Source organism: Streptomyces sp. NPDC051907 (assembly GCF_040681075.1).
In the GTDB taxonomy this organism is placed as follows: Bacteria; Actinomycetota; Actinomycetes; order Streptomycetales; family Streptomycetaceae; genus Streptomyces.
Map to the genome: position 1 here is coordinate 1 of NZ_JBFAYB010000042.1, position 17,920 is coordinate 17,920.

Here is a 17,920-nt window from a genome sequence, read left to right on the forward strand (position 1 = left end):
GCCGGATCGGCTCAACCGCCACGTAGGCGCGTCCCTCTATCGGGTCGCCGGCCCGCATCGGCAGGTAGAAGCCACGCGCCATGAAGGCCGTTTGCGCCGCGGGCGGTCGCGCTGGGCAGGGCGGCTGCAAGGGAGACGGCGTCCCGCAGACCGAGGTTGAGTCCCTGGCCGCCGACCGGGCTGCACACATGGGCGGCGTCGCCGATCAGCAGCACCCGCCGGCTGCCGTGGCGTGCGGCGAGGCGCCGCTGGGTGTGGAAGGTGCTCGTCCAGCGGCATTCGCGGACGACCGCCGTCCACCCGCGGGCGGCCGCCTCGGCGGCGAGCGCCTCCGGGCCGTCCGCTCCGCCCGGCGCGGGGCCGTGCGGCAGGTGCAGCACCACCCGGGCCCAGCCGTCGAGGTGCATCGGCAGCACCACGAGCAGCCCGCGGGGCCCGCCGACCATGTGCACGCGCGTCGGGTCCAGCGAGGGACCCTCGACTCGCAGGTCGGCGAGCTGCCACAGGCCGGCATAGGTCCGGCCGTGAAACGCCGTACCGGTCAGGGCGCGCAGTGTGCTCGACGCGCCGTCGGCCGCCACCACCCAGCGGGCGCGCAGGGGGTCGAGGGAATCCGACAGCAAGGTGACGCCGTCGGCGTCCTCGTCGACCGACCGTACGGCCGTCGAGCGGTGCACGCGCACACCCATGCGCTCGGCCTCCGCGGCGAGCATGCCCTCGGTCGCACACTGCGGGACGGTCAGGATGTACGGGTACGGCGAGCGCAGCCCCGCCATGTGGAAGCCGCCGAGCCTGCGGCCCTGCGACCACATCTCCACCGTGTCCACGCGCCGCCCCAGCGGGTGCAGCGACTCGGCCAGCCCGCTCGGGGCCAGAGCCTCCAGGGTCCGCGCGTGCAGGTCCGTCGCCCGGGACTCGGTCACCGGACCGGGGCGGCGTTCCAGCACCACCACGCCGAGCCCCGCCCGGGCGAGCAGCAGCGCGGCGCTCAGACCGACCGGCCCTGCCCCCACCACCGCCACATCCGCGTCGACCGCCATGTCCGGCACTCTAGCCGGGCCCGGCGGGGCGCCGACCGCGGGCCTGGAGCCGGTTGGGCCTGCTGTCTTGGCCTGCCCACGGCCGCCCTGGCGGTCAGCGGTCAGCGGTGGCCAGCAGCGGTCGTACGGCCGGGAGTTGCCGGTGGCTGCCGTGCGACCGGTCGCCTGGAGCAGTCGCCTGGAGCGAACGGCACATCGTCCCGCCCACGTCCTCGCGCGGCCGATCCACCCCTCGACCTGCGGGAACCCCCGCGTCCGTCAGGGGTGCCGGCGCAGCTCGTACACGGCCAGATGCAGACCCTGCACCGCCTCCTGGGCGCGCCCGCGGTCCCGGCCGTCGTCGATGGCCTCCAGGGCGGCGGCCGCGGCCGTGCGCACGGTGTGCGGCAGCCCCTCGTCGGCGGCGATCCGGTAGGCGAGGGTACGGCGAGCATCCCGTTCTCCGGCGGAGACGGAGGCGGGGCCGGTCAGGGGGAAGGCGGCGGCCTCGTACGAGGCGATCCCGAGGAGCACGGCCTGGGACAGGCCTTCGCCGTAGCCATGGACGGCCGCGTCCGACTCGGCCTGCCTCAAGTCGGCGAAGACCCGGCGGCGGATGACGACCGCGCCGCCCCACGCGGCGACGCCGGTCACCAGCGCCGAGACGACAGCCGCCACCGTCCCGCCCAGCACATACCCGCCGCATGCCGCGACGACGGCCGCGGCGAGCGACAGCAGAGCAGTGATCACCACGTACACGCGGGTGACGGCTTTGGTGTCCATGAGAGGTCAGTATGCCGAGCCCCGCGGACAGGGCACCAGTCGCGCCCTCCGGGCGGACTCCCCGCCCGGCCGAACTGCCGTCGGCCCCAGCTCGCGTGAACTCTCCGGTATCTTCTTCCGGACTCGGTGACGGCGAGTTCCGTGGGAGCAAGTGATGTCGATCGTGCCTGCTGAGCGTCTCGACGCCGAGTGGGTCCGCCGCTGGTGCGAGCGGGCGGACGCCGCCCTCTCGGAGCTGATGCGGTCGTTCCTGCTCCGGCACGGCTTCCCGCCCGGCCCGAACGCGGTCGGCCTCGCAACGGAGGCAAGCCGCCGGGCGACGGACGCGCTCGTGGAACTGACGCCGATCCCCTCCGATCTGACCACGATGTACTGGGTCGTCGACGAGGTGTCCCTGCCCGATGTGGGCGTCGGCTGCTTCGTTCACTCGCCCTCTACGGTCGCAGGGCACTTCCGCGAGTACGGCGCCATACGGATCGACGGAGAGGAGCCTGCGCTGGTCTTCGCCAGCGACGGCGGGGGTCGTCTGTACGCACTGGCCGGGAGCGGACGGGTCTGGATGTCGGCGACCGCCTCCTGGTTCGATCAGTTCGATCTTGCCGCGGCCAGCCTCCAGGAGTTCCTCGAAGGGCTGGAGCGGCGGATCGCCGAGCAGCTCTGAGCGACGGTCGACGAGTAGCCGACCCGGCGTCTCCCACCGGCAGGAGCAGAGCCGCGAAGCCCCCAGGCTCTGCTCCCGCTCCCCAAGTGGCCCAGTTCCATAATGGAGTTGGGCTCAGTGAACGGAGAAACCGCCGTCGACGAAGATCGCCTGGCCGGTGACATAGCTGGACGCCCGGCTCGCCAGGAACACGGCCGCTCCGGCGAAGTCCTCGCCCAGGCCGTTGCGTCCGACCATCGTGCGTGCGGCCAGCGCCGCCACCCTCTCCGGGTCGGACGACAAACGCGCGTTGAGCGGGGTCATGACGAAGCCGGGCACCAACGTGTTGCAGGTGACGCCGTGCGGCGACCACGCCTCGGCCTGAGAGCGCGCCAGCGACTCCAGCGCCCCCTTGGACACCCCGTAGGCGCCGCTCTGGACGAACGCCCGGTGCGCCTGCTGGGACGTGATGTGGATGATCCGTCCGAAGCCCCGCTCGGCCATGCCGGGCCCGAAACGATGGCCCAACAGGTAGGGCGCCTCCAGGTTCACCGCCATCGTGACGTCCCACACCTCGTCGCCCAGCTCGCTCATCGGCGGCCGCAAGTTGATCCCGGCGCTGTTGACGAGGATGTCGGGCTCGCCGAACACCTCGGCTGCCTGCTCCGCCGCCGCGCGCACACCGTCACGGGATCCCAGGTCGGCGCTCACCCAGGCCGCCCGGCAGCCGTCCGCCGTCAGCTCGTCGACTGTGGCGGCCAGTTCCGACTCCTTGCGCGCCACGATCACGACGCTCGCCCCCGCTCGCGCGAGAGCCCCGGCGATGGCTCGGCCGATGCCGGAGCTGCCACCCGTCACCACGGCGACCCGGCCGTCCAGCGAGAACAGTTCGGAGAGGTAGCTATGCGAGTCCATGCCCGCACCCTAGACGGCTCGTCCACGGCGACCGTGCCCGGGGCTGGGGCCCTCGGCGCGGCGACCGCACAGTGCGCTACGGCGAGTTGGACAGATGGGGAGTCGAGTCAGCCGAGCGGCTTCGCCAGGAACTCCTCGAACGTGCCCTTGCCCACCGCCCGTTGTGGCGTCAGATGCCCGCCGTCCCGCGCAGCACGGAAGGCCTTTCCCGGCAGGCGGACGTTCAGCAGGCGACGGCGGCGACCGCTCGCCCGCAGATAGGCGCGGGCCAGGTCGGGGAACGTGCGCACCTGGGGGCCGCCCATGTCCGCGACGCGCCCGGCGGGGCCGCCCAGGGCCAGTTCGGCCAGCCGGTCGGCGACCTCCGACACCTCGATCGGCTGGTCGCGGAGGCCTGCCGGCAGCAGCAGGACCGGCAGCTTCGCCAGGCCCTGCAGAATCTGCAGCACCAGGTCGTGGAACTGCGTCGTACGCAGCACGGTCCAGCCCAGCCCCGAGTCCTCGATCAGCCGCTCGACGGCGAGCTTCGTCCGGTAGTAGCCGAGCGGCACCCGGTCGACGCCGACGATCGAGATATAGACGAGGTGGCGGACTCCGGCCCGCCGCGCCGCCGCGATCAGATGGCCGGCGGCCCGCTCGTCCCCGCCCCGCGGTGAGGAGGCGCAGTGCACGATCACCTCCACCCCCTCGACGGCGGCATCGAGACCGGCGCCGCCCTTGACCAGATCGACGGCGTACGGCTCGGAGTGCCGGCTGAGCACGCGGACCTCGTGCCCGCCCTCACGCAGCCGCTCGGTGACGAGCCGTCCGAGCGTTCCCGTGCCGCCTGTCACCAGAATCGTGGTCATGTCCTCTTCCGTCCTTTCGACGACCGTGCCTGTACGACTCACCGGATCGGCCCCGTGCCGGGTCCCTGGAGGTGCTGCCCGTCCCTCGACGCTCTGCTCACGCGAACTCCGTCGACGAGCCCGGCACCGCCGCAGCACGGTCCCGACCTCCGGGTGGCGAAGTCGGGAGCCCCGTCAGCTCTACCGGTCATGATGTCGCCGGCGAGCCTCGTTCGCCTCGCGGACGACCGCCCACGCGTCCGCTACGGGACCCACGTGCCCGAGCTTGTCGGGGTTGATCACCGAGCGGATCGTCTGGATCCGTCCGTCGAGCACGTCGAGCGAGAAGGTGTTGAGGACCTTGCCGTCCCGGTCGCGCAGGACCGCGCCCGGCTGTCCGTTCACCTCGTGCGGCTCCACCATGACGCCGATCTCGACGAAGGGCGTGGCGAGCGCGGCGAGCAGCCGGGCCACGTTCTCGGCGCCGACGATGCTCCTGGCCCACTGCGGGGCCTTGCCGCCGCCGTCGCCGACCATCTGGACGTCTGCGGCGAGCAGCTCCTTCAGCCCGTCGACGTCCCCTTCCCTGAAGGCGTCGAAGAACCGCTCGGCGAGCTCCTCGCGCTCCTTCCGGTCGGCCTCGAACCGGGGCCGGCCCGCGTCCATATGGCGACGCGCCCGCACGGCGAGCTGGCGGCACGCCGCCTCCGAGCGCCCCACGGCCGACGCGACATCCGGGAAGCCGAACCCGAACACCTCGCGCAGCACGAAGACCGCACGCTCGAGCGGGCTCAGCCGCTCGAGCAGCAGCAGCGCCGCCATCGACAACGAGTCGGCCAGCTCCGCCGAGCGCTCCGGGTCCTCAAAGGGATCGGTCAGCAGCGGCTCGGGGAACCACGGCCCGACGTACTTCTCCCGCCGGAGGCGGGCCGACCGCAGGACGTCGATCGAGATCCGGGTGACCACGGCCGAGAGGAAGGCCTTGGCCGACGTGGGCTGGGTCGGGGAGGACTCCCAGCGCAGCCAGCTCTCCTGGACCGCGTCCTCCGCCTCGCTCACGCTGCCGAGGATCCGGTAGGCGATCGAGAACAGCAGGGGCCGCAGCTCCTCGAACTCCTCGGTCCTGGTCACGCCAGCTCCTCCTTGAAGCCTTCTCGCCACGACGGATAGCGAAGCTCCCAGCCGAGCTCCCGCTTGGCCTTGGCGTTGGAGAAGCCGCGGCCCTCGGTCATCATCGTCACCGCCACCTCCCCGGCCAGCAGCCGGGCAAGCCACGTGGGGACCCGCATCGGCGGCTTCGCGCCCGCGCACCGGGCCAGATAGGGCAGCCACTCGCGGGCCGGGGCCGGTTCGTCGTCGACGATGTTGAACACGCCTCTCGCCTTCTGCTCCACGGCCAGGACGGTGGCGCTCGCGGCGTCGTCGAGGTGCACCCACGAGCTGTGGCCGGCGCCGCTCCCGACGAGCGGGAACTGTCGCTTGCGTACCAGCTCGACCTGGTCGTCGGTGGCGCCGGGGCCGTAGAGCCCGCCGTACCGCAGGGCCGCGCCGCCGGCCTTGACGACGACGTCCTCGAGATACCGGATCGCATCCGCCACCGCGCGTGCCTTCGTCCCCGTCTCCGGGTCCAGCGGGTCCTCCTCGGACTTCACCCATCCGCCCGTGCGGACGCCGTTCCAGCTGCCGTAGCTCTGCGCGACGACGTGGGACACGCCGGTCGCCTCGGCGGCGGCCAGCAGGTGGTCCGTCCCCTCGGTGCGCAGCCGGATCGTGGTGGCGAACCAGCGGTCGATGTGCTTCAGATCGGGCTTTCCGGCGTGCGCCGGGGAGATCGCGGTCATCTGGTGCACGATCGCGTCCGGCCGGGCAGCGCCCACCGCCTCGCCGACCGACATCGCGTCCAGCCCGTCCATCACGACGGCATGGGCGCCCAGCTGCTCCAGCAAGCCCGACTTGGCCGCGCTCGTCGTCGTAGCCGTCACCTGGTGGCCCCTGGCCACGAGCTGCGGCACCAGCCGCCGCCCCAGGACCCCGGACCCGCCTGCTACGAATACCCGCACGACCATCACCTTCCCGACTCCACAGACGACCCTCACCCATGAGACGAGACAGCCCCGTCATCTGTGACATGGGAGCGCGGACGGCTGGGAGCGGAGGCGGATCCGGCCGCCGATCGCGGCGATGTCAGCTGCGCTCTGTGTGCCGGCCCTGCTCGTGGAGATAGTCGCCTATCTCGGCGGACGCATGGAGCATGGCGAGGGCGCGTGTGTGGAGGCGGTGGCGACGGTCGGCGATCGCCGACCCCGCCGAGGCCGGGGAGGCGACGTCGCGCAGCTCGCCCAGCAGCGGCGCGATCTGGGTCAGGAGATACCCGCTGCGTCGCAGCTGGTGGACGATGTCGGCGTCGCGGACGTCGCTGGGGGAGTAGGTCCGGTACCCGGTGACGGAGTCGCGCCGCGGGTGGAGCAGCCCGGCGCTCTCCCACCGACGCAGTGTGGCCGGACGGAGGCCGAGCCGGTGCGCCAGGGCGCCGATGGTGGTGGGCCGATGGGTCGGCCGCTCGTCGGGCGCGTGCGTCAGCTCCGTGAGCGCCTGCTCGACGGTGTCCAGCGTCTGCCGGTCGGTGAGCAGTTCGGCGTGGCTGCGGTCGATGACGGTGAGCGCCTCGTCGGTACTGCCGGTGTTGAGCAGTGTCATGACCGACCGGGCTTCGGCGTGGCCGTGGGCCGGGATCAGGGCGAGAAACGTGCGCAGCGCGGCGGCGTGCGTGCTGGTGTAGTGCCGGTAGCCCGACGCGGTGCGCTCGGCGGCGGGCAGGATGCCGGCCGCTTCGTAGTTGCGGACCGCCTGGCCGGACAGTCCGTGCGGCCGCGCCAAGTCCACGGGCCTCATACGTACTCCTCCAGGTGTGGCGCCCGGTTGAAGGTTGCTGCCGTTCCTGCCTGCGAATTCCGCGCCAACCTTCAACCGAAACGTCAAAGATACCATCGAAGCCATGACACACGATGAGCTGGTGAACGCGGTCGTCGAGCAGTTCCTGAACGAGCGAGAGCAGCGGCCCCGCCTGCTGGCCCTGGGCGAGCCGTTGCACGGCGAGGAGGCCTTCCCGCTGCTGCGCAACGCCCTGCTGCGGCGGCTGGTCGACGACGAGGGGTGTCGCTGCGTGGCGCTGGAGTCGGGCTGCCTGGCGGGGCGCGTAGTCGACGACTACGTACACGGCGGCGACGGCCGTCTCGACCAGGTGATGACCGACGGCGTCAGCCACGAGTTCAGGGGCTGTCCGGCGAACCGTGCGCTGGTCGAGTGGATCGGCGAGCACAACCGCGTGCGACCCCCGGCCGACCGGGTCCGGTTCGCCGGCTTCGACGCGCCGATAGAGCACAGCGGAGCGGAGAGCCCCCGCGCGGCCCTGCGCGTGCTGCACACCTTCCTCGCGGCCAACTGCCCGCCTGTGCCGCACGAGTGGAGCCGGATCGAGGCGCTCCTGGGCGACGACGACCGGTGGACCAACCCCGACGTCGTCATGGACCCCTCGCAGTCCATCGGCGACTCGGCCGACGTCCGCGAGCTGCGATCGATCACCGAGGACCTCGGCTGGTTGCTCGCCTCCCAAGCGCCCCAGTTCACCGCGGACGGCTCGGCGGAAGCGCTGCGGGACGCCGAACTCGGCGCCCGTACCGCCGCCGGTCTGCTCGCCTACCACGTGACCTTGGCGCGGACCGATCCCCAGGAGCGGCTCGCGCGAGGCCTCGGGATTCGCGACGCGATGATGGCGGCCAACCTGCACGCTCTCGTGACCCGCGAACGCGAACACGACCACGGGCCCGTCCTGGCCTACGGCCACAACGAGCACATGCGACGCGGCGAGCTGCGCATGCAGGTGGGCGACATGGACCTGCGGTGGACCCCGGCCGGCGCCCACCTCGCCCGCACACACGGTCCGCACTACGCCGTCATCGCCACCGCGATCGGATCCGCCCCGCACCTGGGCATCGACGAGCCAACGGCGAACACCGTGGAAGGCCTCCTGGCCGCGACCACGTCGGCGCCACGGCTCGTGTCCGCCGCCGAGCTGGTCAAACTGGTCGCGGGAGCCGCCGACCTGACCCGGCGCACATCTGAGAACCGCGGCTACTTCCCGCTCGACCCCCACGCGCTCGACGCTGTCGACGCCGTCCTGTTCCTGCCGCACATCGACCCGCCCGAGCCGGCGACGGAGGCCTCCGCCGTTCGTTAGCGCCAGGTGTACGACGAAGAGGGCGCGCGCCGGGAGTCGCGGTGCGGCGAACGGCGCCCGTCGCGGCGCTAGCGTGCGGCGAGCCGCTCCAGCAGGGCGGCGCTCCGTGCCAGTAGCGCCCGCTCCTCATCGGTGAGTTCGGCCTCGATGGCCTGCGCGAGCCAGCCGGCCCTGCGGCCGCGCTCCGCCTCGAGCGCGACCCGGCCCGCGTCCGACAGCTCGACCAGCGACTTGCGGCCGTCGGTGGGGTGCGCCCGGCGCGTGATCAGGTTCTGTTCCATGAGCAGCCCCACCGCCCGCGCCATCGACTGGGGGCGTACGCGCTGATCCGCGGCGAGGTCGCTGGTGGTCATGGCGCCGTTGCGGTCGAGCGCGCCGAGCACGGCGGCCTGGCCCAGCGGGATGCGGTCCTCGTGTTTGACGCGTCGGGTGAGCTTGCCCATCGCGATGCGCAGTTCAGCGGCGATGGCGGCGGCTTCCGAGGTGGGCATAGGGCACTTTACCCCGTTGCTCAGGACAGCTGTGCACCTGACCTGCACAGCAAAGCTGCGCAGCAATACTGCACAGCAAAACTAAGCAGCATTGCTGTATGGTCTGGCTCTGTCGGGCTCAGCGCCAGCGTCGTCGCAGCCAGGGCCACGGCACACGACCCAGGGGAAGGGACTCCCATGTCCGCAAAGTCAGTCGCACCCGCCGGCATCACCGACATCACCGGCATCGCCGACGCCGCCATCGAGACCGTCACCGCCCGCCGGATCATCGACAGCCGGGGCAACCCCACGGTCGAGGTCGACGTCGTCCTGGCGGACGGGTCCCTGGGGCGCGCGGCTGTCCCCTCCGGCGCCTCCACCGGTGCCCGGGAGGCCGTGGAGCTGCGCGACCAGGACTCCGCGCGCTGGCACGGCAAGGGCGTCGACCGCGCGGTGGCCCACGTCAACGGGGAGATCGCGGCGGCCGTGCGCGGCCAGGACGCGGCGGACCAGGCGGGTCTCGACGCCGCGCTGATCGCCCTCGACGGCACCGCTGCGAAGTCCCGGCTCGGCGCCAACGCGATCCTCGGCGTCTCGCTCGCCGCCGCCAAGGCCGCCGCGGCGGCCCGCCGCCAGCCCCTCTACCGCTACCTCGGCGGCGCCGACGCCTGCCTTCTGCCGCTGCCGATGATGAACATCGTCAACGGCGGCGCCCACGCCGACAACCCGCTGGACTTCCAGGAGTTCATGATCGTGCCCGTGGGCGCGGACACCTTCGCCGAAGCCGTCCGCATGGGCAGCGAGGTCTTCCACACCCTGCGTCGCGATCTGCTGGCCGCCGGGCACTCCACGGGCGTCGGCGACGAGGGCGGCTTCGCGCCCGCGCTGCGTACCGCCGAGGAGGCGCTCGACTTCGTGATGACCGCCGTCGAGCGCACCGGCTACCGCCCCGGCACGGACATCGGCCTGGTCATGGACCCGGCGTCGTCGGAGTTCTTCCGCGACGGGGTGTACGACTACACGGGCGAGGGGGTGCGCCGCACCCCCTCCGAGCACGCCGACTACCTGGCCAAGCTCATCGACTCCTACCCGGTTCTCTCCATCGAGGACCCGATGGCGGAGAACGACCTGGACGGCTGGCGCGAGCTGACCGCCCGCGTCGGCGACCGCTGCCAGCTCACCGGCGACGACGTGTTCTGCACCAACGAGACGCTGCTGCGCGAGGGTATCCGCACCGGCGTCGGCAACTCGGTCCTGGTCAAGGTCAACCAGATCGGGACCCTGACCGAGGCGCTCGCCACGGTGGCCACAGCTCACGAGGCGGGCTGGACAGTCGTCATGTCGCACCGCTCGGGCGAGACGGAGGACACCACCATCGCGGATCTGGCGGTGGCGACCGGCTGCGGTCAGATCAAGACCGGCTCGCTCTCCCGCTCCGACCGCACGGCGAAGTACAACCAACTGATCAGGATCGAAGAGGAGTTGGGCGACTCGGCGCGCTTCGCGGGCCGCTCCGCACTGCGTCGGGCGTGAACAGCCGGCAGAGGTAGACAGCGAGCGGGCCCCCGGACCGATCGGGGGCCCGCTCGCGTGCCGGGGAGACGGATCTTCCTGGGAGTCTCAGTGAGCGACCGCCGGGGGCAGGCAACCGGTCTCGGGGTAGTGGCCGTTGACGTCCGCCCACACACGGTCTTCGCTGACGGCGCCCGTGACGCAGGCGGTCTCGGCGATCCAGATGCCGTAGGCGCTGCCTTCGGCGTGTTCCATCCCGGTGCCCACCTGCCGTCCTTGCACGGAGAGGTGGGCGGGGCCGGCGAGCTGCGCGAGGACGGGCCGCACCTCGTCCGGGCTGATCCTGCCGCTTCGCCGCAGCTCGTCGAGGGCCCGATGGACCTCGGCGGCCTTCTGCCGGGCTCGCTTCTCGTCCTGCGGGCTCATCTCGCCGGCCCGCCGGGCCCGGTTGTCGTCGGCGTAGTTCGGTGGTGCGTCGCGCTGCGCGTCCGGGGTGGCGGTGTCCGGCGAGCTGGACGGGCTGGTGCCGTTGAGGTTGGAGAACACTTCGTCCGAGCTGGGCCCGCAGCCCGTGAGAGCGAGGAAGGCGACTGCGGTCGCGGCGGCGGCGGTACGTGTCCGTGGAGGCATGATCGGATTCTCCCCGCGCCGGTGCTGGGGTTCATGAGTACGGCTACTCAATCGAGGAGCTGAGCGCACAGCCCGTCGACCGCGAGCCTGTCCACACCCTGGGACAGACCGTCCTCGGGCTGAAGGCCGCAGTGGGCGTGATGGCAGGATGAGCGTATGTCGATCAATCAGCCGTGGTCAGGGCTTCACAGCGACCTGCTGGCGGCGAGGACGCAGGTGTACGACCCGAGTGGCTTCGCCTGCTCGCAGCCGGCGCCCGAACCGGAGAGCGCCGAGTACGCGGCTCACGGTTTCACACTCGACGGGCTGACGGTCCGGTTCCGTGTGGCCAAGACCACCCCGACGAAGGTCGGCCAGTTCGTCACGGTGTGGCAGCGGTCCTCGGAAGGGCCGATCCGGCCCTTCGACGTCGCCGACGGGGTGGACCTCTTCGTTATCAGCTGCCGCGACAGCGACCGGTTCGGACAGTTCGTGTTCCCGCGGGACGTGCTGTGCGAGCGCGGGGTGGTGTCCGGAAACGGCTCCGCCGGGAAGCGAGGGTTCCGCGTCTACCCGCCGTGGGTGACCACAGCCAATCGGCAGGCACGCAGCACCCAGGCGTGGCAGGTGAACTACTTCCTGCACCTCGACGAGCCTGTCGACCAGGCGCGTGTGCGCGCGCTCTACCACCTGTAGGCCCGCCTGCCACCGGTAGGCCCACGCCTCGACCGGCGTGCAGGAGCGCGACGTCATGCGTCATACCTCGTACTCGTCGGGGATGCGCAGTCCCGGGCCGCCGGCCTCCAGGCCGAGGGGGACGGCGCGGCCCTCCGGCTCCTCCCACGGCTCCTGGCGGCCGAGCGCGGTGAGGTCGAGATGGGGGTAGCCGTTGTGGAACTCCTCGATGCCACGGCCGAACGTGGAGTAGGTGTGGAAGACCTCCTCCCCGACGCGCAGAAACGCGCTGATGCCGGGATAGTCGCCGCGCATACTCTCTGACCAGGGGCTTCCGGCTTCGGCGAGCTCGGCCTCGGTGCGGTAGCCGAGCCGCACCGGCGCCACCCGCTCGTCGAGGGTCGTGTGGAAGTCGTAGTTGAAGTCGCTGCCGGCCGAGGAGTACCAGGGGAACGTCCACCCCATCCGCTCCCGGTACGCGGCGAGCTTCGCGTACGGCGCCCGCGTCACGGCGGCCAGCGCGGTGCTGCGGACACGCAGCTGCCTCAGCCTGCCGATGCCGTCGGCCGCGGAGGAGCAGCTGGGACAGCCGGTGTCGCGGGGGTGCTCGGCGCCGTCGGCGTCGATGTCGAAGGTCCACATGAAGTGGTGCACGACCAGCTGGGGCCGCCCCTCGAAGAGATCGAGCAGGCTCGCCTCGCCGTTCGGGCCCTCGAAGGTGTACGGCTTGTCGATGCGGACCATCGGCAGCCGTCGGCGGTCGGCGTTGACCTGGTCACGCGCCCGGGTGAGCTCCTTCTCCTTGACCAACAGCTCCTTGCGGGCGGCGAGCCACTCCTCGCGCGACACCACCTCGGGCAGGTTCGACATCGTCGCCATCTCGGCTCTCCCAGCTGCTCTCGTTCTGCCGTCGGACCAAGCGGGCCACACCTCCAGCTTGCGCCCGGATCAGACCCACTGCGACGAGCGGCGCACGGGGCCGAAGTCCGTACGCGGCGTGCCCCCTCCCGGCTGCGCCGAGCCGGGAGCCGGAGAGTGCTTCAACATCCCGTTTAAACGAATCGGGGGGTAATTAGCCCGTACGTGGCCCACTATTCTCACTGTGAGTGCCTCACTGAATACTGTGAGTGATGTCGACTGTGGTGGTCAGGAGCGGCCAACTCGGTCCAGTGGGCGGGGTCTTGGGGGACTTCGAGCGCTTCGACGACCGGTGCTCCCGCCTCCCCGACTCGGGACCGCCATGTCCGGACGGCATCCATCCACCGCTGGAGACCACGGAGAGGCACGAGCATGAGCGTTGAGGAGCCCGCGAACAAGGACGCGCGGGCGCTGTACCGGGCGATGATCGGCGCGTGTGGCCCGGAGGCCACCGGCTGGACGGGATCGACCGGCCTGACGGGATCCGCGCCCGAGGGCGCGTCGGTCGTGGTGCTGGGCGGCGGGATCGGGGGGCTGACGGCGGCGTACGAGCTGAGCAAGCGCGGCTACCGGTGCACCGTTCTGGAGCCGCAGACCCGGGCCGGCGGCCGCAACCGCACCGCGCGCGCAGGCGACAGGCTCTACGAGATCGGCGCGTCCGGGCAGCCGGTGCTGACCCACACCTGCTCGTTCGACCCCGGGCTGTATCTCAATCTCGGCCCCGGCCGCATCCCGTACCACCACCGCCGGGTCCTGGACTACTGCCAGAGGTTCGAGGTCGCCCTGGAGCCGTATGTCATGGAGACCACGGCGAACCTCGTCGCCCCGTCGGAGGTGTCCCCTCGTGCGCCCGCCGCCGCGCAGCGCTGGCACAGCCGCCGGGTCGCCAACGACGTCCGCGGCCATCTGGCCGCCCTGCTCGTCTCCAAGCTGACCGACGCCGACGACTTCACCGGCGAACTGCGGGATCTCCTGCGCGTCTTCGGCGACCTGGACGAGGCGGGGGAGTACACCGGCTCCACCCGGTCGGGGTACATGCAGGACCCGGAGGTCCACGACTTCCCGCAGCCGATGCCGCCCCTGGACTTCCGTGAACTGGTGGAGTCGAGGTTCTGGAAGTACGGCTTCTACCAGCCCGTCGACTACATGTGGCAGCCCACCCTGTTCCAGCCGGTCGGCGGCATGGACCAGATCGTGAACGCGTTCACCCGCCAGCTCGAGCAGCAGTTCGGCCTCGGCATCACGCTGGGGGCGGAGGTCACCGACGTCACCCTTCCCGACGAGGGCGGAGTCGTCGTCGAGTACGTCCACGACGGGGAGGCCCGCAGCCTCGACGCGGACTACTGCGTCAGCAACATCCCGCTCCCCGTGCTGCGCGGAATGGGGCTCAACAACTTCTCGCCGGAGTTCACCGACGCCATCGCCGCCGTGGGCTTCGCGGCCACGTGCAAAGTGGGCTGGCAGGCGAACAGGCGATTCTGGGAGGACGACACGAACCAGATCTACGGCGGGATCAGCCGCACCTCGCATGTGATCAGCCAGCTGTGGTACCCGTCCAACGACTACTTCTCGGAGAAGGGCACCCTGACCGGCGCGTACAACACCGGCAGGAACGCGCAGTACCTGGGCTCCCTCCGGCCGAAGCAGCGCCTGGAAGCAGCCCGCAAGGGCGCGGTCGCCCTGCACGAGGAGTTCGGGAACACCAGCGTCGTGCCGGACGACAAGGGCGTCACGATCGCCTGGCACAAGGTCCCGTACCAGCTCGGCGGCTGGGCGGGCTGGGACCCGGCGAACCCCGACCACATGGTCGCCTACAAGCAGCTCCTCCAGCCCGAGGGCGGCGGCCGCTTCCTTGTCGTGGGAGACCAGGCGTCGCCCCTGCCCGGCTGGCAGGAGGGGGCGATGATGTCGGCCCAGTACGTCGTCGGCCAGATCCTCGGGCTCCTTCCGCTCACCGTCCCGGAGGTCGTCCGGGTCCCCGACGCCAAGGCCCTCACCGACGGCCTCACCTGACGACGGACTCCGTCCATCGGCCGGCGGCGGCGTACAGGTCGAGAGCAGTCTCCTCGTCGCCGCCGCCGGTGGGTTCGGGCCCCGCCTCCACCGCGGCGCACCCGCCGAGGGCGGTTCGCACGGTCCTGACGACGGCCTCGGGCCAGGAAGGGACTCCACCGACCAGCGCCAGCAACTCAGCGCAGCTCGATCAGGGCCCGGGAGGCGCTTCGTGCGCAGGACGCATCACCGGATCGCCCGGCCCGCTCCCCGCCCCGTCGAGGGACCAGTCCCAGCCGTGCTCGCCCATTCCCTCCTTGGTCCACTCCACCAGCAGCTCCGCCCCCTCCTGGACACGCGACATGTCATGGCCGCCGCCGGTGGCGAACCAGGCCAGCAGTGCGCCGGCCGCGGGCTTGCCGGCATCACAGGCAGAGCACAGCTCGAGGTGGATCGGAAAGCCCTCGTCGTCCTCCTGCGGCATCACGGCACTGGTGATCAGCCGGCCGCCGCAGCGCGAGCACGACGGCAGTCTCTCTGCGAGTTCCACTCGGGTCACACCAGCCTCCTTGCGTTGCCTGCGCCTACCCAAGACGGTGTGAACCGCAGCGTCAACCATCTCGTCGGATCGGCCGCCGCGCCGCCCACACGGGCAGACGGGCGTGCGTGCGCCTATGACGCTGTGTCCGCCCCGCCAACTACTGTCTCCTCCTATGAAGTTGAACATACGTACGCACCGCCGGGTCCGGCTCAGCGCGGCACTGGTCGCGCTGTCCTCCCTGGCGGCCATCCTGACGGGTACGCAGCAGGCCGCTGCCGCCCCCGAGGATGGACGGTTCGAGAAGGTCGACCACTCCGCCTTCGTCCTCTATCCGCGCGAGATACCGGGCGTCGACCCCGGACAGCTCGGGGACCAGACGGCCCGCTCGGTGATCGAGGGCGCAGAGGCGACGAAGGCCGTCACCAGAGCGTCGGTGCCGAGCATCGCCCAGTCGCGGCAGCACACCGGCCGGAATCTGTGCCATACGACCGGCATCAACGGCACGTACAAGTACAACGGCTTCTGCTGGGACAAGACGGATGACGCCACCAGCGCCTACAACGACGCCGGGGGCTGGCATCCGCAAGGCCTGACGGCCTCGCACGACGCAGAGGCGAGCGGCACGGTGGGCGGCCGTCACCTGTATATGCAGGCCTGGTACTACGGCCACGGCAATGGGGCGACCGACCGCGACAAGAAGGCCCGTGTCTCCATACTCGAGTCGACCGGCAAGGACTGGAGCTACGGGCATGTGCTGCTCGTCAGGCCCCAGGGCAGCCGGACCGACCCCGGCTTCCAGGCGGTCGACAACGTCCACGCCGACGGCATGGCGTGGTACGGGAACAGGCTGTTCGTGGCCAACGGCGGCGAGCTGCAGATCTACGACCTGAACCATCTGTGGAAGGTGAACTCCCTCTCCCCGGAGGTGGGGATCAAGGGCGGTGTGTCGTCGGCGGGCCATCACCAGTGGGCCCTGCCGATGGTCGCCCGCTACGGGTACCAGACCAAGGCCCAGGAAACCGCTTGGGAGCAGGCGCACCCCGGCAGGAAGGCCGTCCGTGCCTGTGAAGGCCTCATCGCGTGCCTGAGCTCCCTGAGCGTGGACCGCAGCAGCGGGAGCCTGGTGTCCGGGGAGTACCGGAGCAACTCCACGGAGAAGGTGTTCGAGCACAAGGAAGAAGAGATCGACACGCGTCCGGCGCGGGTGATCACCTGGCCCCTCGCGTCCATCGGCGAAGGGGGCACTGCCCCGGTCACCGCGACGTCCGCCCATGTCGCCCCCGTTCGCCAGCTCCAGGGAGTGGCCACCGACGGCACGTACTACTACCTGTCCGCCGAGTGCCCCGTCGGCTACATGGGAGATCCCCGGCCCGGAGACGCACTCAGCTACTCCTGCGTCTACCAGGCCCGACCGGGCGAGCGCGCGTCGGTGCTGACCCGCGCACCGGCTCTGACCCAGAACCTGTCCTACGCGCCCAGCTCGGGCCGTCTGTGGGGCAGCAACGAACAGACCAATCATCGCGTCGTCTTCTCCCTGCTGCCACGGCGGGCCGACAGCGCGGTCTACCTCAGCAACGACTACAGCGCACTGTGCGCCGGCGCGGGCAACAAGATCACGAACGGTTCGAAGGTCATCCAGTGGGGATGCACCAACGCCCAGGACGAACGGTGGGTGTTCGAGGACACCACCGACGCCGACGGCAAGCGCGCCTATTTCCTGCAGAACGCGTACTCGGGCAAGTGCATGGGCCCCGCTTCGAGCCTCGCCGACGGGGCGGGCATGGTGCAGTACACCTGCAACGGCGCGGTGGACGAGAAGTGGTGGTACGACCCGGGCACGCACGAGCTGCGCAACGTCTACTCGGGCAAGTGCCTCGGCCTCGGCTCCCACGCGACCAAGGGATCCCAGCTGATCCAGTGGACCTGCAACGGCGCACCGGACGAGAAGTGGTCCAAGACGGCACGCTGATCCGTCTGCCGACCCGCCTCAGGGCGCCCTGAGGCGGGCTCCGAAGCGCGGCGCCCGCCAGGAGGCCGACGGGCGCCGCGGTCCTCCCTCTGGGCGGCTCCGGTGGCGCGAGCCCCAGATCGCTGATGTCTGTACGGAAGAGGTGCAGACAGAAAGCGAGGAACCATGCAGCGGAAGCAGGAGCGCCTTGGGACGCCCCGGGCCGCAGGGATCGCCGGAGTCGTGTTCGCGGTTCTGATGGCCGCGGCGATCGTCCTGGTGCGCATCGCCCTGCCCGGCGGCGCAGGCGGGACCGACATGACCGTCGACGACGGGCAGCGCAGCGCCGTGCGGACGGCGCTGGCGCTGCTGCCCTTCGCCGGGATCGCCTTCCTGTGGTTCATGGGCGCCCTGCGCGAGCAAGGAGGCGAGGGAGAGGACCGCTTCGTCTCCACCGTGTTCATCGGCAGCGGCCTGGTCTTCGTCGCCACCCTGTTCTGCAGCGCCGCGGCGGCGACCACCGTGCTCGACGAGGGCCAGCAGCCTTCCCCGTTCGGCCGCCACTTCGCCTACACCCTGCTCACCACGTACGCGATGCGGATGGCGGCCGTGTTCATCTTCACCACCTCCGCCATCGGCCGACGACTCGGCGCCCTCCCGCGCCCCCTCGTCGTCCTCGGCTACCTGGCGGGCCTGGCGCTGCTCGTGCTGGGCGCGTCCCTGCCCTGGTCCGAGCTGGTCTTCCCGGCCTGGGCGCTGATCGTCAGCCTGAACATCCTGTGGGGCCGGCGCGGCACCGGGCCACAGCCCGCCGCTCCGAGCTGAGCCGGCCGC

Annotated in this window: 19 protein-coding genes; 7 read left to right on the top strand and 12 right to left on the bottom strand. The window is 71.3% G+C overall.

The window, feature by feature from the left end; all coding sequences use genetic code 11:
* Positions 1-11: 11 nt before the first annotated feature.
* Both AB0M39_RS21860 and AB0M39_RS21865 read right to left on the bottom strand, forming a co-directional pair.
* Positions 12-1,040 (bottom strand): NAD(P)/FAD-dependent oxidoreductase, encoded by a 1,029-nt coding sequence (locus tag AB0M39_RS21860; protein ID WP_365366785.1) that lies wholly within the window; start codon positions 1,038-1,040, stop codon positions 12-14.
* Between the two features lie 258 nt (positions 1,041-1,298).
* Positions 1,299-1,802, bottom strand: a complete 504-nt coding sequence (locus AB0M39_RS21865; protein ID WP_365366787.1) for a hypothetical protein — start codon at positions 1,800-1,802, stop codon at positions 1,299-1,301.
* A 154-nt stretch (positions 1,803-1,956) separates the two neighbouring features.
* Here AB0M39_RS21865 and AB0M39_RS21870 point away from each other — a divergent pair, with 154 nt between their 5' ends.
* A complete protein-coding gene (locus AB0M39_RS21870; protein WP_365366790.1) occupies positions 1,957-2,463 on the top strand; it encodes a hypothetical protein in 507 nt (168 codons plus the stop codon).
* Between the two features lie 114 nt (positions 2,464-2,577).
* Here AB0M39_RS21870 and AB0M39_RS21875 read toward each other — a convergent pair whose 3' ends face one another.
* From AB0M39_RS21875 to AB0M39_RS21895, 5 genes are all read right to left on the bottom strand, one after another.
* The gene (locus AB0M39_RS21875) at positions 2,578-3,357 is read right to left on the bottom strand and encodes an SDR family oxidoreductase (RefSeq protein ID WP_365366792.1); all 780 of its coding nucleotides are present in this window, start codon (positions 3,355-3,357) and stop codon (positions 2,578-2,580) included.
* Between the two features lie 107 nt (positions 3,358-3,464).
* Positions 3,465-4,205, bottom strand: coding sequence for an NAD(P)H-binding protein (locus AB0M39_RS21880; RefSeq protein ID WP_365366794.1), 741 nt, complete (start codon positions 4,203-4,205; stop codon positions 3,465-3,467).
* Positions 4,206-4,385: 180 nt separating this feature from the next.
* On the bottom strand, positions 4,386-5,315 hold the full coding sequence (locus AB0M39_RS21885; protein ID WP_365366796.1) for an RNA polymerase sigma-70 factor: 930 nt from the start codon (positions 5,313-5,315) through the stop codon (positions 4,386-4,388).
* Complete coding sequence (locus tag AB0M39_RS21890; RefSeq protein WP_365366798.1) at positions 5,312-6,250, bottom strand: NAD(P)-dependent oxidoreductase; 939 nt, start codon at positions 6,248-6,250, stop codon at positions 5,312-5,314. The genes AB0M39_RS21885 and AB0M39_RS21890 overlap by 4 nt, the downstream gene beginning before the upstream one ends.
* Positions 6,251-6,368: 118 nt before the next feature.
* Positions 6,369-7,076 carry a MerR family transcriptional regulator gene (locus AB0M39_RS21895; protein ID WP_365366800.1) on the bottom strand — a complete coding sequence of 236 codons (708 nt, stop codon included), beginning with the start codon at positions 7,074-7,076 and terminating at the stop codon, positions 6,369-6,371.
* 103 nt (positions 7,077-7,179) lie between these two features.
* Here AB0M39_RS21895 and AB0M39_RS21900 point away from each other — a divergent pair, with 103 nt between their 5' ends.
* Complete coding sequence (locus AB0M39_RS21900; RefSeq protein ID WP_365366802.1) at positions 7,180-8,421, top strand: erythromycin esterase family protein; 1,242 nt, start codon at positions 7,180-7,182, stop codon at positions 8,419-8,421.
* Between the two features lie 68 nt (positions 8,422-8,489).
* On the opposite strand, the gene AB0M39_RS21905 is transcribed toward AB0M39_RS21900, so the two are convergent.
* Positions 8,490-8,912, bottom strand: coding sequence for a MarR family transcriptional regulator (locus AB0M39_RS21905; RefSeq protein ID WP_365366804.1), 423 nt, complete (start codon positions 8,910-8,912; stop codon positions 8,490-8,492).
* A 177-nt stretch (positions 8,913-9,089) separates the two neighbouring features.
* Here AB0M39_RS21905 and eno point away from each other — a divergent pair, with 177 nt between their 5' ends.
* Positions 9,090-10,424, top strand: a complete 1,335-nt coding sequence (gene eno, locus AB0M39_RS21910) for a phosphopyruvate hydratase (protein WP_365366806.1) — start codon at positions 9,090-9,092, stop codon at positions 10,422-10,424.
* Positions 10,425-10,511: 87 nt separating this feature from the next.
* Here the strand turns inward: eno and AB0M39_RS21915 are convergent, their stop codons facing one another.
* Positions 10,512-11,033 carry a hypothetical protein gene (locus AB0M39_RS21915; RefSeq protein WP_365366808.1) on the bottom strand — a complete coding sequence of 174 codons (522 nt, stop codon included), beginning with the start codon at positions 11,031-11,033 and terminating at the stop codon, positions 10,512-10,514.
* Between the two features lie 156 nt (positions 11,034-11,189).
* Here AB0M39_RS21915 and AB0M39_RS21920 point away from each other — a divergent pair, with 156 nt between their 5' ends.
* The gene (locus AB0M39_RS21920; RefSeq protein WP_365366810.1) at positions 11,190-11,708 is read left to right on the top strand and encodes a MepB family protein; all 519 of its coding nucleotides are present in this window, start codon (positions 11,190-11,192) and stop codon (positions 11,706-11,708) included.
* A 60-nt stretch (positions 11,709-11,768) separates the two neighbouring features.
* Here AB0M39_RS21920 and AB0M39_RS21925 read toward each other — a convergent pair whose 3' ends face one another.
* Positions 11,769-12,566, bottom strand: coding sequence for a DUF899 domain-containing protein (locus tag AB0M39_RS21925; RefSeq protein WP_365366812.1), 798 nt, complete (start codon positions 12,564-12,566; stop codon positions 11,769-11,771).
* Positions 12,567-12,977: 411 nt separating this feature from the next.
* Between AB0M39_RS21925 and AB0M39_RS21930 the strand changes: the two genes are divergently transcribed.
* Complete coding sequence (locus AB0M39_RS21930) at positions 12,978-14,618, top strand: FAD-dependent oxidoreductase (protein ID WP_365366814.1); 1,641 nt, start codon at positions 12,978-12,980, stop codon at positions 14,616-14,618.
* On the opposite strand, the gene AB0M39_RS21935 is transcribed toward AB0M39_RS21930, so the two are convergent.
* Together AB0M39_RS21935 and AB0M39_RS21940 are read right to left on the bottom strand one after the other, a co-directional pair.
* Entirely contained in the window at positions 14,611-14,739 is a 129-nt protein-coding gene (locus AB0M39_RS21935; RefSeq protein ID WP_365366816.1) for a hypothetical protein, read from the bottom strand. The genes AB0M39_RS21930 and AB0M39_RS21935 overlap by 8 nt on opposite strands.
* A gap of 69 nt (positions 14,740-14,808) precedes the next feature.
* The gene (locus tag AB0M39_RS21940) at positions 14,809-15,156 is read right to left on the bottom strand and encodes a DUF6300 family protein (protein ID WP_365366818.1); all 348 of its coding nucleotides are present in this window, start codon (positions 15,154-15,156) and stop codon (positions 14,809-14,811) included.
* Positions 15,157-15,310: 154 nt separating this feature from the next.
* Here AB0M39_RS21940 and AB0M39_RS21945 point away from each other — a divergent pair, with 154 nt between their 5' ends.
* Positions 15,311-17,107, top strand: a complete 1,797-nt coding sequence (locus AB0M39_RS21945) for an RICIN domain-containing protein (RefSeq protein WP_365366820.1) — start codon at positions 15,311-15,313, stop codon at positions 17,105-17,107.
* Positions 17,108-17,272: 165 nt separating this feature from the next.
* The gene (locus AB0M39_RS21950) at positions 17,273-17,911 is read left to right on the top strand and encodes a hypothetical protein (protein WP_365366822.1); all 639 of its coding nucleotides are present in this window, start codon (positions 17,273-17,275) and stop codon (positions 17,909-17,911) included.
* The last annotated feature ends 9 nt before the right edge of the window (positions 17,912-17,920 follow it).

Coding starts and splice junctions, on each gene's coding strand:
- AB0M39_RS21900 (WP_365366802.1), top strand. CDS start 7,180: ATGACACACGATGAGCTGGTGAACGCGGTCGTCGAGCAGTTCCTGAAC.
- AB0M39_RS21920 (WP_365366810.1), top strand. CDS start 11,190: ATGTCGATCAATCAGCCGTGGTCAGGGCTTCACAGCGACCTGCTGGCG.
- eno (WP_365366806.1), top strand. CDS start 9,090: ATGTCCGCAAAGTCAGTCGCACCCGCCGGCATCACCGACATCACCGGC.
- AB0M39_RS21905 (WP_365366804.1), bottom strand. CDS start 8,912: ATGCCCACCTCGGAAGCCGCCGCCATCGCCGCTGAACTGCGCATCGCG.
- AB0M39_RS21950 (WP_365366822.1), top strand. CDS start 17,273: ATGCAGCGGAAGCAGGAGCGCCTTGGGACGCCCCGGGCCGCAGGGATC.
- AB0M39_RS21890 (WP_365366798.1), bottom strand. CDS start 6,250: ATGGTCGTGCGGGTATTCGTAGCAGGCGGGTCCGGGGTCCTGGGGCGG.
- AB0M39_RS21865 (WP_365366787.1), bottom strand. CDS start 1,802: ATGGACACCAAAGCCGTCACCCGCGTGTACGTGGTGATCACTGCTCTG.
- AB0M39_RS21875 (WP_365366792.1), bottom strand. CDS start 3,357: ATGGACTCGCATAGCTACCTCTCCGAACTGTTCTCGCTGGACGGCCGG.
- AB0M39_RS21930 (WP_365366814.1), top strand. CDS start 12,978: ATGAGCGTTGAGGAGCCCGCGAACAAGGACGCGCGGGCGCTGTACCGG.
- AB0M39_RS21925 (WP_365366812.1), bottom strand. CDS start 12,566: ATGGCGACGATGTCGAACCTGCCCGAGGTGGTGTCGCGCGAGGAGTGG.
- AB0M39_RS21945 (WP_365366820.1), top strand. CDS start 15,311: ATGAAGTTGAACATACGTACGCACCGCCGGGTCCGGCTCAGCGCGGCA.
- AB0M39_RS21915 (WP_365366808.1), bottom strand. CDS start 11,033: ATGCCTCCACGGACACGTACCGCCGCCGCCGCGACCGCAGTCGCCTTC.
- AB0M39_RS21895 (WP_365366800.1), bottom strand. CDS start 7,076: ATGAGGCCCGTGGACTTGGCGCGGCCGCACGGACTGTCCGGCCAGGCG.
- AB0M39_RS21860 (WP_365366785.1), bottom strand. CDS start 1,040: ATGGCGGTCGACGCGGATGTGGCGGTGGTGGGGGCAGGGCCGGTCGGT.
- AB0M39_RS21880 (WP_365366794.1), bottom strand. CDS start 4,205: ATGACCACGATTCTGGTGACAGGCGGCACGGGAACGCTCGGACGGCTC.
- AB0M39_RS21870 (WP_365366790.1), top strand. CDS start 1,957: ATGTCGATCGTGCCTGCTGAGCGTCTCGACGCCGAGTGGGTCCGCCGC.